The sequence below is a fragment of the Pseudomonas argentinensis genome, from assembly GCF_001839655.2.
In the GTDB taxonomy this organism is placed as follows: domain Bacteria; phylum Pseudomonadota; class Gammaproteobacteria; order Pseudomonadales; family Pseudomonadaceae; genus Aquipseudomonas; species Aquipseudomonas argentinensis_B.
Window position 1 is genome coordinate 1,397,527 of the sequence record NZ_CP056087.1, and the last position, 16,665, is coordinate 1,414,191.

At 58.2% G+C, this 16,665-nt stretch carries 5 protein-coding genes; all 5 read left to right on the forward strand.

What is annotated here, in order from left to right; all coding sequences use genetic code 11:
• Positions 1-87 precede the first annotated feature (87 nt).
• The 5 genes from SA190iCDA_RS06115 (at position 88) to SA190iCDA_RS06135 (ending at position 16,664) form a co-directional block, all read left to right on the forward strand.
• Positions 88-972: a peptidylprolyl isomerase gene (locus SA190iCDA_RS06115; protein ID WP_070884420.1), complete on the forward strand. Its 885-nt coding sequence runs from the start codon at positions 88-90 to the stop codon at positions 970-972.
• The gene (locus tag SA190iCDA_RS06120; protein ID WP_139159443.1) at positions 959-1,825 is read left to right on the forward strand and encodes a peptidylprolyl isomerase; all 867 of its coding nucleotides are present in this window, start codon (positions 959-961) and stop codon (positions 1,823-1,825) included. The genes SA190iCDA_RS06115 and SA190iCDA_RS06120 overlap by 14 nt, the downstream gene beginning before the upstream one ends.
• A gap of 83 nt (positions 1,826-1,908) precedes the next feature.
• Complete coding sequence (locus SA190iCDA_RS06125) at positions 1,909-9,345, forward strand: thrombospondin type 3 repeat-containing protein (protein ID WP_205881588.1); 7,437 nt, start codon at positions 1,909-1,911, stop codon at positions 9,343-9,345.
• Positions 9,346-9,369: 24 nt separating this feature from the next.
• Positions 9,370-15,660, forward strand: a complete 6,291-nt coding sequence (locus tag SA190iCDA_RS06130; RefSeq protein WP_070884417.1) for an Ig-like domain-containing protein — start codon at positions 9,370-9,372, stop codon at positions 15,658-15,660.
• Positions 15,661-15,662: 2 nt separating this feature from the next.
• Entirely contained in the window at positions 15,663-16,664 is a 1,002-nt protein-coding gene (locus tag SA190iCDA_RS06135; RefSeq protein WP_070884416.1) for a hypothetical protein, read from the forward strand.
• Position 16,665 lies beyond the last annotated feature (1 nt).

Here is a 16,665-nt window from a genome sequence, read left to right on the forward strand (position 1 = left end):
TGTGAGCCATTACCAATCTGCAATGGCTAAATGCTATATATAGCGCGCCATAGCCCCATTACTCACCCAAGGACAGGAACACTCAGGATGAATATGCTGCATAAATTGGGTGTGCTCGCCGTGATGATCGCCATCGCTGGCTGCGACTCGAATTCCGATTCCATCGCCGAAGTGAACGGCCAGCCCGTCACCCAGGCTCAGTTCGACGCCTACCTCAAATTCAAGCGCGTGCCCACTCAGAATACGCAGTTGGTGAATCGCGAGCTGGATGACTATCTGGAGCGCGAAGGCCTGGCCGGGCAGATTGAAGAGCAGAAGCTGCTTCCCGCTGAACAGGTAGAGGCCGAGGTAGCCGAGTTCCGCAAGCAGATGCTGATCGGTCGCTATTTCGAAGAGTTCCTCAAGGAGCGGGTAACCGACGAAGCGGTGCGTAACTACTATGCGACCAATCCTGACCAATTCCAGGCCAAGAAGATCCATGTCGCTCATATCCTCGTACGCACCAACCCAGGCCTGAGTGAAACCGAGCGTCAGGCGTTGCTGACCAAGGCCAGCGCTATCCATACCAAGGCCAATTCCCAGGAAGACTTCACGGCGCTGGCAAAGGAGTACTCGGAAGATCAGCTGTCCGCCCAGCATGGCGGCGACCTCGGTTGGCTGCAGGAAGGCGCGATCGATCCAGCCTTCAGCACCCGCATTTTCGCGATGAAGGCCGGGGAGTTGTCAGAGCCTATCGTCACGCCATTCGGCTTCCATATCGTCAAGGTGCTGGAAGGCCCGCAGGTGATCAAGCAGCCGTTCGAAAGCGTGGCGGGCGATATTCGTTACCGCTTGCGCCAGGAAGCCAAAGCGGCCGAACTGGAACGTCTCAAAGCGGCAGCGAAGATCGAGAAGAAGGATCAGCCCGAAGCAGCAGCCAAGGCCGACAGCAACAACGCTGAAACGCCGGGTGATAACCGTGCAGCCAGTTAAGTACGCTTTTGCTGCATTGGCGCTTGCGGTGCTGCTGGCAGGTTGCAAGGACGACAGCAGGCAGGCTTTGAGCGACGTGCCGGTGGAGCCTTCGGCCACGCTGGTGACCGTCGACAAGACGCCGATTACTCGAGCACAGCTGGAGTTGACCATCGAGCGAACTCTCGGCGAATCGGCGCCGCTGTTCGCCAACGAAGAGGTAGAGCGCAAGATTCTCGAAAGCCTGGTGAGCAGCCGGGCTATGGCGCTACTTGCTGAACGTGAACTCGACGCCAGTGAGCGTGAGCAACTTGATCTCAAGGCTCAGGCATACCGTGAAGAGCTGCTGGTGCGCCACTACCTGGAAGCGCACGCCAACCCCGAGCCGGTAACCGCTGAGCAGGTGACTGATTACTACAACCGCCATCAGGATGAGTTTGGCGGTGGTGTAGAAAAAAGCTTCGAGATCATTGCCAGCGACCAGGAGCTGGAGCCGGCGCAACGCACTGAGCTGATCACCCTGCTCAGTAGTGCGCAGGTTCAGGGTAAGGATTGGCAGAAACTGGTGGCCGACTGGCGCCAAGCGGGCAAGCCGCTGCAGTACCGGCAGAGCCGCCTGAAGCTGGAGCTGTTGGAGCAGCCGCTGCGCAGCTTGGTGGAGCCCACCGCCGCGGGCAGCATCGCGCCGCTTTATGTGGACGGCCAGCTGATGCTGGTACGTGTCACCGCCGAGCAACAGCTACCAGCCAAACCGCTGGCGGAAGTGAGCGGGACCATTCGTGAAAAGCTGGCACCCCAGGCGCTCAAACAGGTGGTTAAAAACCTGAGCGGCGAAGCGTTGAAGGCAGTGGATGTGCAATACAGCTCGCGCTAGACGAGTGCAAGACCAGGGCCGCGCATAAGCCGGCAACAATCAGGGACGACGGCAGGGCTGGGGCGAACATTATGGGGATGCGGGTGGGCAAGCACGCGGGCGAGCGGCTGCTTATAGGGCTGCTGTGCCTGATTGCGGGTGTTGCACAGGCGGCCGAGTCCTGCCAGGCAGTGTTCAGCTCTGGCCTGCAAACCCACGGCAATGGTGGCATTACCTTTCAGTGGGCAAGCCAACTGACGGACAGCCCAAGTCCGGCACTCGCCACCCTGCGGGTACAGAATGCATTCGGTTCGCCAAGCTGTGGCGGCCAGAATTGCAGCGCCAGCGGCGTTGCCGCGGCGGATCTAGGCAGCCTGAAATTCCCCGCTATCAATGGCCAGCATGACCTGCGTGTGGGCTATCTGGGTAATGGCGAAGTCGGTGGCAATGAGGTCAACCGATACCGCGCCGTTGAACTGGAAAGCGCCGCCACCCTGAGTTTCAACCCGCGTCATCAAGCCTATTACATCGAACGCCTGACCCTCGGCTATGGCGCCAAGGTTACCCTCGCACCCGGCCGTTACTGGATCGGTCGGCTGGATATGGCCAGCAACAGCCAGTTGCGGGTCGCCAGCGGTACCGCCAAGGTCATGGTCGGCAGTGCCTTGAGCCTACCGTATCAGGCGAGCATCAATGCTCTGGATAACGGCAGTGGCCGCCCTGAAGGGCTACAGCTGTTCGTACGCGGCAACCTTTCCCAGGAGTCGGCTAGCGTCATCAACGGCTTGGTGTATGTCGAGGGCACCTACAGTTCGGCTTTCGCCGCACGCCTGACTGGCGCCGTCAATGCCCGTAGCGCGGATATCGGCAGCGCAGCCCGGGTAGAAACCCGTATGGCCGCGATCAATAGCGCCAGCTGGAACAACCAGTGCCGGGAACGTGGTGATCTGGACGGTGACGGCATCCTCGACCTGTTCGATGACGACACCGATGGTGACGGCTACGACGACGAACGCGAGCGCGTTGCCGGCAGCAATCCACTGGATGCCAAGAGCATCCCTGTGGTGGCACCGCCAGCCCAGCAGCCAAACCTGTGCGTTGCGGCTTTTGCCGGGGGCCTGCAAACCCATGGGAGTTCCGGGCGCATCAGCTTTGCCCTGAACGCGCAACTGCGTGATGCCCCCTCGGCCTACCTGGCAACCCGTCGCGTGGATAACAGTTTCGCTTCCAGCATGCGCAGTTGCGGTAGCCAGGATTGCCAGGCCAGTTTCACCCCAGCCTCTGTTCCCGCTTTGCCGGCGTTTCGTACCACCAACAATTCGTTCAGGCAGGACGTTGGCTTTGCCAGCAGCCTCACCCTGGACGCTAGTCGCAAGGAGTGGCAGCGCCTGAGCGTTGGTGGTCTGGCCAAAGCACGCTTCAACGTCGCTGGCGAATACCTGCTCAAAGATGTGGAACTGGGATATCGCGCCACCCTCGAGCTGGCACCAGGTGATTACTGGATCGACCGTCTGACCCTCGGCAGCGAAGCGAAGATCGTTCCGATCGGAACCGGTACCGTGCGTTTGCACGTACGCAGCAACCTTGAGTTGCCATGGCAGGCGATGATGAACGCCACAGCCTACGAGAAACCGGGTGATGCCTCGCGGCTTCTGGTATTGGCTGAAGGCAATGTAGTCCTCGGCCCCAACTCCACCCTGGCTGGTTTTATCTACGCCAAAGGCAGCGTCACTCAGCAATATGCTTCACGTCTCTATGGTAGTGCCGTGGGCAGCAACGTGACGCTCGATACGTTGGCACGTGCGACCCACAGTGCGGTGCAACTGGGCAAGGTCGACTTCGGTCTGCTCTGCGATCTGGATGGCGATGGTATTGGTGACAACACCGACCCTGATCGCGACGGCGATGGCATTTCCAACGACTATGAGGAGCAGGTTGGCACCAATCCCGACGACCCAAGCAGCGTACCGCCGGATATGGACAAGGACGGCATACCCGATGCGCTGGACAGCGATCGCGATGGTGATGGCGTAGCCAACGATCAGGACGCTTTCCCGGATGATCCAAACGAGTGGAAAGACCTCGACGGTGACGGTATCGGTGATAACGCGGACCCGGATCGCGATGGCGATGGCATTTCCAATGACATCGAAGTTCAACTGGGCACTAACCCGGACGACAAGAACAGTGTGCCTGCCGACCTGGACAAAGACGGTGTTCCCGATGCCTTGGACGATGACATCGACGGTGATGGTGTACCCAATGAACAGGATGCCTTCCCCCGCGACCCAAGCGAAAGCCGCGATATGGACGGCGACGGCATCGGCGATAACGCCGACCTGGATCGCGACGGTGACGGCATCTCCAATGCCTACGAAGAACAGTTAGGTACTGACCCCAACGACAAGAACAGCGTGCCCGCCGACATGGATCGCGACGGCATTCCGGATGCCCTGGACTTCGATCGCGATGGCGACGGGGTGGACAACGACAAGGATGCGTTTCCTGACGATCGTGCCGAGTGGCGCGACCTGGATGGCGACGGCATCGGCGATAACGCCGACCTGGATCGCGATGGCGATGGCATTTCCAACGAGTACGAAGTCCAGGTTGGTACCAATCCGGACGACAAGAACAGCGTACCCGCCGATCTGGACAAGGACGGTATTCCTGACGCCCTGGATGATGATCGCGATGGTGATGGCGTGCCCAATGATCAGGATGCCTTCCCCGATGACCCAAGCGAAAGCCGTGACCTCGATGGCGATGGCATTGGTGACAACAAGGATGCCGACCGCGATGGCGACGGTATCTCCAACGACTACGAGATTCAGGTTGGCACCGATCCTGATGACAAGAGCAGCGTGCCTGCGGATCTGGACAAGGACGGCATCCCCGACAGTGTGGACGATGATCGCGATGGCGACGGTGTATCGAATGATCAGGATGTATTTCCGGATGATCCGTCAGAGAGCAAGGATCTGGACGCTGACGGCATAGGCGACAACGCCGATACCGACCGCGATGGCGACGGCATCTCCAACGACTATGAAATCCAGGTCGGCACCGACCCGGACGACAAGAGCAGTGTGCCCACCGATCTGGACGAGGATGGTATTCCAGACACCTTGGACGATGACCGCGACGGTGATGGCGTGGCCAATGACCTCGACGCTTTCCCGGATGATCCTGCCGAGAGCAAGGACCTAGACGGTGATGGTATTGGCGACAACGCCGATACCGACCGCGATGGCGACGGAATCTCCAACGATTACGAAGTGCAGGTTGGTACTGATCCTGATGACAAGGCCAGCGTGCCGGCAGACCTCGATAAGGACGGTATTCCCGACAGCCTCGATAGTGATCTCGATGGCGATGGCGTGCCCAACGAGCTTGATGCCTTCCCCAATGACCCGAACGAATCGAAGGATCTCGATGGCGACGGCATTGGTGATAACGCCGATACCGACCGTGATGGCGATGGTATCTCCAACGATTACGAAGTGCAGGTCGGTACCGACCCGAATGACAAGGCAAGCGTGCCGCCGGATATGGACCGCGATGGTATTCCAGATACCCTGGATAACGATCGTGATGGCGACGGCGTGCTCAATGTCGATGACGCGTTCCCGGATGACCCGAGCGAATGGCGCGACCTCGATGGCGATGGTATTGGTGACAACAAGGACACCGATCGCGATGGCGACGGCATTTCCAACGACTACGAAATCCAGCTGGGTACCAACCCGGACGACAAGAACAGCGTGCCCGCGGACCTGGACAAAGACGGCATTCCCGATGCGCTGGACGATGACCGCGATGGCGACGGCGTGCCTAACGCTCAGGACGCGCTGCCAGACGACCCGACCGAGTGGAAAGACCTCGACGGCGATGGCATTGGTGACAACAAGGACACTGATCGTGACGGCGATGGCATTTCCAACGACTACGAGATCCAACTGGGTACCAACCCGGACGACAAGAACAGCGTACCGGCGGACCTCGACAAAGATGGCATCCCCGATAGCCTGGACAGCGACCGCGATGGGGACGGCGTAGCCAATGACGTCGATGCGTTCCCGGATGACCCGACCGAATGGAAAGACCTCGACGGCGACGGTATCGGTGACAACAAGGACACAGACCGAGACGGCGATGGCATCTCCAACGATTACGAGATTCAGGTCGGCACCGATCCATACGATAAAAACAGCGTGCCGGCAGACCTCGACAAGGACGGCATCCCTGACAGCCTGGACAGCGACCGCGATGGCGATGGCGTAGCCAACGACGCCGATGCGTTCCCGGATGATCCGACCGAGTGGAAGGACCTGGACGGCGACGGCATCGGTGACAACAAGGACACTGATCGTGATGGCGACGGCATTTCCAACGACTACGAACTGCAGGCTGGTACAAACCCGGACGACAAGAACAGCGTGCCGCCGGATCTGGACAAGGACGGCATCCCCGACAGCCTGGACAGCGATATCGACGGTGACGGCGTAGCCAACGAACAGGACGCTTTTCCGCGTGACCCGGCCGAGTGGAAAGACCTCGATGGTGACGGCATTGGCGATAACGCCGATCCGGACCGCGACGGTGACGGTATTTCCAACGAGTACGAAACCCAGCTCGGTACAAATCCGGACGACAAGAGCAGCGTGCCGCCGGACCTGGACAAGGACGGTATCCCGGACAGCCTGGATAACGATCTCGACGGTGATGGTATTGCCAACGAGCAGGACGCCTTCCCGAGTGACCCGACCGAGTGGAAGGATCTCGACGGCGATGGCATCGGCGACAACAAGGACACCGACCGCGATGGCGATGGCGTCAGCAACGATGATGAAGTCGCTGCTGGTACCAACCCTGATGACGCGACTAGCTTCCCGGACCGCATACCGCCGGAGCTGACCATCGAAGGCGTCGACAACGTCAGCGTCAGTGAAGACAGCATCAGCCTGCGTGGCAGCGTCAGCGATGCCGGCGCGGGTGTGGCTCGTCTGGAGTTTGTCTCCGACCGCTTCGCTACCAGTCGCTTTGCCGTCACCTTGCAAGGTGATCACTGGACGGCCAGCGTGCCGTTGCTTGAGGGCGCCAACCAACTGACCCTGACCGCCTATGACAAGGCCGGCAACCAGGCCAGCCTGGTACGCAATGTCGAGCGCATCGCCGCAGCCAGCGATATCGGCCTGACCATCGCCTACCCGGTGGCCGGCGCTACCGTCAAAGACGCTGCCGTGGTCGTACGCGGCGTGCTGCGCAGCGACAAGCCCGCCCAGCGTCTGGAGGTGCTGGTCAATGGTCAGGCGACTACCCTGAACGCCACCAGCCAGGTCACCGAGTTTGCCTTCCAGTCGGCACCGGTAAACCTGCAGGTCGGCCCCAACACCCTCACCATCCAGGGCTGGGTCGACCAGCGCAGCACCCAGCGTACCGTGCAGGTTACCTATCAGCCCGCACAAACCACCTTCAAGCCGCCGCGTTTCGACAGACTCACACCGGCCAACGGCAGCCTGCTGCCTGGCAATGGCTTCGTCCTGCGCGGCCAGGTGTACGCCGAGGCCGGGCTGGACAGCGTCAGCCTCAATGGCCGCAACCTGGTACTGCGTGAATCCGGCAGCCAACTGCTGGATCTCAAGGAGACGCTCGGCGTTCCAGTTGGCCAATCCGCTTACAGCGTTGAACTGCTGGCCCGCGACCGCAGCGGCCAGGAAACCCGCCAGAGTTTGAGTTGGAGCCTTGACCAGACCGCTCCAGTGATTCAGCTGGACACGCCGCTGGTGGAAATGCCTGCCGAAAACCGGGTGAGCGAGCAGCCCTATCCGGTCAGAGGCACGCTCCGTGAAGCCAACCCAGGCAGCTTCCAGATCAACGGCAGTGATGTAACTCTGCAACCGGGCGCTGCGGCTGGCGAGTTCCGCTTCGCCACCAGCCTCAGCCTACCACTGGGCAAAAGCGTCGAGTTGAGCCTCGAAGCCCGCGACCAAGCCGGCAACCAGACTCGCCAGGCCTATAGCCTGGAATTGAGCAGCCAGGCCGCCATCAACTGGGTAATTCCCACTGAGGGCACCGAGCTGCTCAACCTTGGCGAGCCCATCAGCCTGCAAGTGGCCGCACGCATCGAAGACCTGAGCGCTCAGTTGCTTCCGCGTGCCGTGCTGTTGTCCGCCAACGGCGACACCCTGGCCGATGCCGCACTGACCGGCGATACCACGTTGAAGAGCACCAACCTGCTGGTGCCCGCGCAAGCCGGCCAATACCGCCTGCTGGCCGTGCTGCAAAACAGCAGCGGGCAAGTGGTGGCGCAGAGCAGCCGCAGCATCAACGTGGTCACCCCGCAACAAGTGCCGGTGGCCCTGGAACGCATCGAACCGGCCAGCGGCGAGAAGGCCGCCAACCCCAACGACTTCATCAGCCTGTACTTCAACCAGGCCATCGATATCAGCAAGCTGAAGCTCGAAGTCCACCAGAGCGCCCATGGCAAAACCTACGAGGACCGCGACGGTCTCGGCACCAGCGAGCTGCAGGCGCAGGGTTACCAGCTGGTTGATGTCAACTTCGATCATCAGCCAGTAGTTGGCAATCTGGCTGAGTTGCCTGGTAGTCAGGTGGTGGCCTTTTACCCGGAGAAAGACCTCGCCTACAACGCCGAAGTCTCGGTAGACGTGAGCTACGACGGCCAGGATCTGGCACGCATCCGCTACCACGTTCGGCCGCTGCCAACGTTCATCAGCGGTGTGGTGATGGATCAGTTGCAGCAGCCGGTAGCGGGCGTCCAGGTGCGTATCGATGAGCTCGGTCGCAGCACGCAGACCAATCAGGACGGTGCTTTCAACTTCGGCTTTGGTGACAGCGCAGAGCAGAACATTCCTACCGGCCGTTATCGCCTGTCGCTGAATCCGGGGCAGGGGACACGGGGTTACGGTAGCGACAGCCGGACTATCACCGTTCAAGGCGGCGTGCTTAACGAGATTGGCCAATTGCCGCTGGCTCAACTCAACACCACCTTGCCCTACGTTCCCGTCAAGGGCGGGAGCCAACTGAGCCTGCTCGGTGGTGAGCTGAAGCTCGACCTTGGCAACGCCACTCTGGAGTTCGCCGACGGCCGACAGGACGGCGACCTTCATGCACAGATGCTGCAGTTCAGCGAGCTGCCATACCCGGTCGACCCAATGGCAATGCCGTTCTGGATGTACGCCCTGCAACCGGCAGGCGTCAATGTGCGAGGCCCGATCAACGTCGACATCGCCGCCCTGAAGCTGGCCGACAGCCACGACTACCTGCCGGAGAACGGCGCCTACGTTGTCATGGTCGGTCTAGACCGGACTGCAGGCCGCGTAGTGCCGGTGGGCGCCGGGCAGATCGACAACCTGCGCATCCGCAGCAAAGGCCTGCTGGAACCCGGCAACCTCGACCTGTTCGGCTTTGCGCTGGCGGGTGTCGAGGCCCAGCCCGTACTCCAGGCTTACGCCGAAGGAAAGATGAACCTGCGTCAGCTGCAAGCTGAGCTCTACCGTTTGAGTAAGAGCCGCTGAGGCGGCTCAAGGAATCACTGACAGATGGATATGTTGCGTATGTCGACTTCCCCGCGTTCGCGTTGCGCAGTGCGCCGCAAGGTATCGTTGCTGGGCCTGCTATTCGGCTTGGTGCTCGGCGGGTGGACAGTTACGGCGCAGGCGTTTTTCAGCCTGGGCATGATTCCTGGGCTATATGTGCCGCAGACGTACTACAAGCACGGAGCGGTTTACACGCGAACCCTCGTGCCTGGGCCGTCGGGACGCCCGGTGTATGTGGAGTACGACAGTAGCGGCAAAGAGGCGCGCGAAATTGGCGAAGCCGTGGGGGCGTTCGAGCGTGCCCAAGTCATGTCTGGCGACACCTATCGCGCGTTACTCAAGCGCAAGAGCGACACTCTCGAGCGTTATCCCAGCGGTGAGATCCTGACTGCCGCAGCCTACCGAGGTAAAACCTTCAAGACCGTCACTGGTGAAACGATCAGCAAGCCCAACCTCGATGAAGGCATGCTCACCGTAATCGTGCGTGCGGAAAAGGAGCTGTTTACTATCGACGGCAAGGACCTCGTCCTGCTGCAGTTACCGGTGAAAGACGGCGTTACCCCCGATTCCGCGAGCAAGTCCCTGCTGCTTTCGAAGGAAGGCGACATCCTCGCGCAGACCGCCAACGCCATCGGCTTTCGTGTCGGCTTCTTTGGCAAGGATGGTCAGGTTTCCGACACCCTGTCCCGCGACCGAGATGCCCAGATATATGGGCCAATGGCAGGAGTGGGTGTCACGCTGGGTGGTTACATCCCCGGAGGCTACGGGGTTACCGACAGCAACGGCAAGTACAGCATGAATTACTTCCTGCCATCGTGCCCAGGCTTTGTCTTCGAATACACCACGCCGGCTTTTCTGGAGCTGCAATACAAGCGTTTCAATCCGCGTGGCGGCTCGTACATGCCGTATTACATGACCCGCCAGGACTACGACGTCTGTAACGGCCTTGGCGTCTACAGCCTGAGTGCGGCGATGGTCATCGCAACTGCAGCCACGCCGATCAAACGGCCTATGGATTTTCCGGTTGACCTGATGGTGATCGACGGCGCAGCGACCGTAAAAGGTGCCAAGGTTGGCGACTCAACCGCCTACAGCGCCGAGACATCCGACAGGGCCCGCACCCTGCAAGAGAAGTATGACTTCGACGGGGATGAGAAGCCGGAATTCGTGGTGCCGGGCAAGAAAGTTACCAAGCAGGTAGAAGGCAAGCCCAAAGAGGTTTTCGTCACCACTAGCGTGGAAGAAGCAGAGTTTCAAGGCATTTACCTGTCCAGCCGGTATGACAGCGCACCCACCAATACCGAAGAAACGGCCCCGGACTTCACGCGGTTGATCGATACTGCCGCGGACTTCAAGGATCGCGGCCTGCTGGAAAGCATTACCACTGAAGATCTTACTGACACCGATATCTATGTATTCCGCGAATCCAACGGCCAACTGGTAGCAGAGCGCCGAGGGCTGCACGAGAACGAACTGTACAAGACCTATTCGGGCGTCGATGACGGGCAGGGCGCGTTTCGCTTCACCATTCAGCTACGCGGCTCCGCGGAAAACTTCTATTCCGTTGCAGGCCGAACTGGCGAAGCCAACTTCACCAAATGGCAGAGCGCCGGCGGCTTCAAAGAAGAATTCCAGAAGCGTACCGCCAACCACCTCAAAGCCGGCGAGCAAGTTCGCATCATCGCCATCAACCGACCGACCGGTTACATCGGCAGCAAAAGCTTTCAGTTGCAATCCAGCCTCAGCGGCAACCTGATCAACCTCAATAGTCAGCAGATTCAGATGGGGCCACCGAATCTGAAAATCTGGGCAGAGCGCAAAAGCAAGATTGAGTCCGGCATGACCAAGGGCGATGAGAAGAAACAGCTCATCGGTAACGAAGGGGCAGGGCTTGGCAGCGATATCAGCATTGCCATCTACAGCGATTGGCGAGACGCGGACGGCAGTCCATTGCCCGAAGAGCTAGCGGACTATGGCTATACCGGCCGCCTGGCAAAGATCGTTGCAGCCAATCAACTGGCCCCCGTAGGTGCCAACAGCCTGTCCCAGTTCAAGATCAAGCCGGGCCAGCAGGTGCAGGTTATTCAGTTACCGGAAAAAGTATTGGCCAAGCAGCATTTGTACCTGCAAGTCGCGGGGCAGCCGGAAAACCGAAACCCCAATTTTTCCTCCGAAGGAGCGGGCAAAGGAATCCTTAAGCACCGTCCTACACACTATGTGCCAGTGCTGGTGCCTTTGCATGATGAAGAGACCAGTGAGATCTCCCGCCAGGCCTACCGCAAGGCAGACAAGGAACACCCCGAACTGAACCTGAAGAAACCGGAACCAAGGTATAGCTGGCAGTACCGGCCGGAGATGCAGTTCAGCCTCTACGACCTCAACGTCAAGGAAATCCGCCGCGAGGATGCCGAGGGCGTTAATACGGATATCTACAGCAACAAAACTCCGACGATCGTTAGTAGTGATCGCTATGTCAGTTTCATCTACGACTTTATCAAGTCGTCCTTCGAAACTCTGGAAACCTGGAGCGATAGGGGTGAGCGTGAGATAGTGCTGGCGTTTGGGCAGGAGGAGGTAAAGGCTACGATTGGTAAAGGCCAAACCATTAAGTTCGAAGACATTGGTCAACTGGGCAAGCTTGACGCCGATGATTTCCTATCGCTGCGGCTGTATACCAACAACGATGTGGGCAATGTGTTGTGGGAGTTCGCTTTTGAAACCTTGGCGCTGGAGTCGACCAATATCGGTTTCAAGGAAGAGACCGCCAGCTCATATCTGCTCAGCGCCGACGATCCCCAACTGAACTTAAAGGCCACCTTGCTGGGGTATTCAAGTCGCGATCCGGACAGGAAAAAACCGGTAACCATCAGGTGGTCACTGCAAGGGGCGGGGACACTTGCCAACGCGTCGCAAACCAGCACAGATTTCGGGGTGTTTGATAACACCCTGAGCATGCCGACCCAGAAGGGCGCCTCAACCAAGATATTCGTCGAGATGCTCGACAATCCCGGTAGCAAAACCAGTTGGAAAACCGTCCAGGTCACTGCGGGCGAACCCAATCGTATTGTCGCTTCGCTGACTGGGCAGGTTGAAGCGCTGGAACAGGGGCAAGCGCGCATTGATGTCAAGGTTTACGACAAGTACAACAACTTGGTGGAGGACGGCACTCCTGTTGCTTTCGAAATGGCCGATAGCACGCGAATCGTCGAGCGCCAGTTGGAAACCGTGGATGGTAAAGCCTTTATTGTGGTGACCGGCGGCGAACTGGATACCTCAAGCACCAAGGCCGTGATTACATCCGGGGTCGCTAGCACCGAAATGGATATGTCGATCAAAGGCGCCACCATTGAGCTGATCGCCAGCAAGTCTCAGCCGGAGAAAGGTGAGAGCGTTACGCTGACTGCCAAGGTCAAGCGTGCCAACGGTCAGCCGGCGGTGGGTGTCCCGGTGGTGTTCGATGCCGGTCACGGGGTAATGCAGACGCCTTATCAACTTACCGACTCGGCCGGGGTAGCCAAATCCACTTTCGTAGCGGGTCTGAACGCCAGTGATGATATTTGGCGCGCCCAAGTTGGCTACATCGCCAGTGCGGAGCTCAATTTCAAGGTGGTTTCCGGCAGTAATCGCTCCATCGAGGCGCAGGACGCCATGCTGGTAGCGGATGTCGCGGAGCCTGGCGTGGTGACCTATGACAATTACGGCGTGTCGGTGCAGGCGGCCTATGAGGTCAGTGGCAGCCTGCAGGTTGCTTCGCAAGATGGCGGCCGCGTGCAGATCGGCGATATGTCCGACCCTAACCTGGAACCGCTGCTGTCATTGCAGATGAGCAGCCTTGATATGGGCACTGATGGCAAAAATATCTTTACCGACGAAGTCGGAGGCGCTAGCGCGGTAGTCAGTAGTGCCGAAATCGTGCGGGACCATCCGCTAGGCGGGGGCCGCAGTTCAGCGTTCACCGCCGGCGGTCGAGCCACCGTGGCCAATTCGGCACTGCTGGAGCTGGGCGATGGTTTAGGCGTGCGTTTGGACATCAAACCCAGTGCTTCCGGCGATGTCCTTGACGTGAATGGTACACACCATTTGGCCTATCAAGGCGACCGGATGGTGTACACAGCTCGAACCACCGAGGGCGAGTTCTCGGTGGCGCTCGATGGTGTCGCGGTTGATGCCTGGCACCGTGTGGCGGTGCGTATGTGGCAGGGGCAGATCGAGCTATATGTAGACGGCCGTACGGCCCGAACGGCTTATACCGGCGCTCCTGACAGCGTAGGCTCCGGTCTTGTCGTCGGCGGCCTGGCTGCCCATATTCGTAGCGTAAAGATGTTCGACTGGAACAGTGCACCGCTGATCAGCTTCGCCAATGGCAGTAGCACCGCCAGCTTGCAGGCAGGTGCTAACAAGCTGGTGGTCAGCAGCCTGGGTAGTCTGGGCAAACGAGTGGTGGGTAGTCAGCTCAAGCAACTGCGTGTTGCTGTAGTCAGTGGCCAGGAGCGCAACTTCATCAGCCTGCTAACCCGCAACGGTTTTGCTGAACTGGCGGGGCAGATGATGGATGCTTCGCCACCAGCTGATATGCCAATCAGTCAGTATCAACTGAGTAACCCCGTTTCCCGTCTAATTCCCAGTGCCTATGCCTGGACATGGGACACGGTGTGGGAGACGGCCAAGGAAGGCGTCGGGCTGCTTATTCCGTATGAGGACTTCATCACTATTGGTGAGCAACTGATCTATTGGAGCAATGACGATCCCCGTTTTGACGCTGGAACCCTGGCCTTTGCCGCAATCGGTGCAGCTACTGTCATTCCCGTAGCAAAACCGATCAAACCATTCCTTGCTCCAGCGAAAAAAATGGTTGCAGCGCTGAAGAAATTTCCCGGTATCAAGCATTTCGCCGGCGCTATCGGCAGTTCGGTAAAGGGCGGGCTGTCCGGCAATACCAAGCGCCTAGAACAGCTATTGCCATTTATCCTGTTAGGGGTCGAGCTGTATCAGGACGAAGAGTCATTCAGTTTCATGATGAACGCCATCCAGAGTGAGGACGACCTCTGGGTGTGGGTGGATTACCTCTCTCAGCTGGCGCAGGATGCCGGTGGTTTTGGCGAAGAGACCGCCTCGATCATGGTGCCGAAGAATGCTTCCTGGCTGGTCAATAACAGCGGTCTGGTGCCTTATGCCTATGCGCTGACGCCTCGGCAGAAAGTGGCGGCTGACCTGACTAAGGCGCTGCGGCGCCTGAGCAAGTCGATCAAAAATCCAAAAGAGTTCACCCCCGCTCTCAAGGAAGTGCTGAAGGAAATGAAGAATGAAGGCGCCGCGGTCAAAAAACTGATGACCGATGGCACCTTCCTCAATGGTGCGATGGCATTGGGCGCGGCGAAGATTCGCCACTTCTTTACCAGCAGCAAGAACTGGCGGGTTCGCCGGGAGGTGGTGTTGTTTGCCGTGCTCTATCTGTCCGAGGAGCAAGCGGCAGGCAGACTAAATATCGATAAATCCAAGTTCGCGAGCTTGCTGGCCGATCTTATTTCTGGGTTCGCGTATAAGCAGCACGGTGCGATATTCCAGCTGGTGCAGATGATGGGCTACCAGATTAAGGCTAACTATGGGCCAGCTCCAAAAATGCAGATCGTGGGTATTGATGAGGTGCGTCAGGCATACCGATTGGCAGATCTTCCGGGGGTGGGTCCGGCAAGGGATTCGGACCAACCCTATAAGCGTCGGATTGATATTGTGCTGGCCCCCGATGGGGATAAAACCAAGGAGCAGTGGGTGGAGCTTAAGTCTCTGGCAGGGCCGTTCAGCGCGAGCTGGTTCGATAGTGACGTCAACAAGTCCGGTAATGCTGACGATACCAATGATGAGGCGCGTGGCTATTACCGGCAGTTTTTCCATGACCTGCGCTTGAACCAGAAATTGGTTAATACTAATAATCTCGGCCTCATCGTCGGCCAGGATGGTCAGGTTCTGAAACACCAGGGTAATAGTGTGTTTTTCTGGTATTTCCAGGACTTTAAGCAGACGCCTACGTCTTCTAAATCCCCGACCAAAGCCGATGAGGCTATTGCGCAGAAGGCGTTCTGTGCCTTGCCCAGAGGCTTGGGAGATGCAACAGGCTTTTACAAACAGAACTTCGCGCAGTCGGCCAAGGTTACGGCGAGGGAATGTCAGGCAATAGTGAAACTCTCGGTATCTTTGCGTGATACCAAAAGTTATTTTGAAGAGTACCTGGTTACCTACGCAGACCAGTTGGACATCAAAGACTTCATCAATATTGTTAAAAACATCGGGGAGTAACGATGAGCGGGAATTCGTTCGCTGGATTTGACTTGAGCTACTGGAAAACCAAGGACAAAACCTGGGTGGCAGAGCGCGAGCAGGCCTGGCAACAGGTTGAAATATTGCTGCAGGGCCTGTCTCAACCGAAAAAGTGCAAAGCGATCAGCAAGCGCTATTTCATGAAAGGCATGCTGCCGGATTGGCAAAAGCACCTGGACGATGAGGACAGTCCGCTCAATCTGCTGTTGTTTCTCTATTTGCACCCAAGCCGTGATGAGCAGGTTTTGCGTGCGCAGCGTGAGTTGTATCTGAATGCGCCCTGTATCCGAGCCCGCGACGTACTTCAAGGTATGGGTGATTTGTTGACGATTGGCTCCTTGATCAGTTCGACGGGTGGCTTTGTGGTCGCTCGAGAGGAAGTCATCGCCAAAGAGCTACCGCACCTTGTTGATAAGTTGGAGTCGTTGCCACCGGTGGGCAATAAGCCTCCTTTCATCATATATAAAAAGTTGGTGCTACAAACCGAAGGCAATAACGAAAAGTTTTTTTCGCTACTTTGGCCTGAGGCTTCTCAGCGCACGCTTAAGCTGCCTGGCGAGCGCAAGGAAATGATGTTGCCCGTGCTTGACCATGATCTACTGTGGACACTGAGTCGTTGGCTCACCTTACCGCTTCCTCTAAATGCTGGTTCTATGGATATGCTGTTTCAGTACCCGCAGCCGCGCGAAAGCTGGTACGCTCAAGCCGCTACTGCGTCGATTCCATCCGAGCGGTTTACCAGTCTATTTCTGGTGGCGCTCTACCGGATATACCATTTCGATCAGGCCGCTGAAGGTGAAACACCACGTACTCATTTTGTACATGAAATGATCGATATGTTTGACTCCCGAGATTTCACTCCGGCCTTTAAAGAGGCATGGGCTCATATCAAAGCGGGAGGCCTGGATATCCAGAATCCGTGGTCAAATGATTATGTACTGAACGGCTCGTCATTTCTGAGCAAGGTTCGTTTATCTGAGTGAA

Bases quoted from the DNA above. Each gene is read 5' to 3' on its own strand.
- SA190iCDA_RS06130 (WP_070884417.1), top strand. From the start codon at position 9,370: ATGGATATGTTGCGTATGTCGACTTCCCCGCGTTCGCGTTGCGCAGTG.
- SA190iCDA_RS06115 (WP_070884420.1), top strand. From the start codon at position 88: ATGAATATGCTGCATAAATTGGGTGTGCTCGCCGTGATGATCGCCATC.
- SA190iCDA_RS06135 (WP_070884416.1), top strand. From the start codon at position 15,663: ATGAGCGGGAATTCGTTCGCTGGATTTGACTTGAGCTACTGGAAAACC.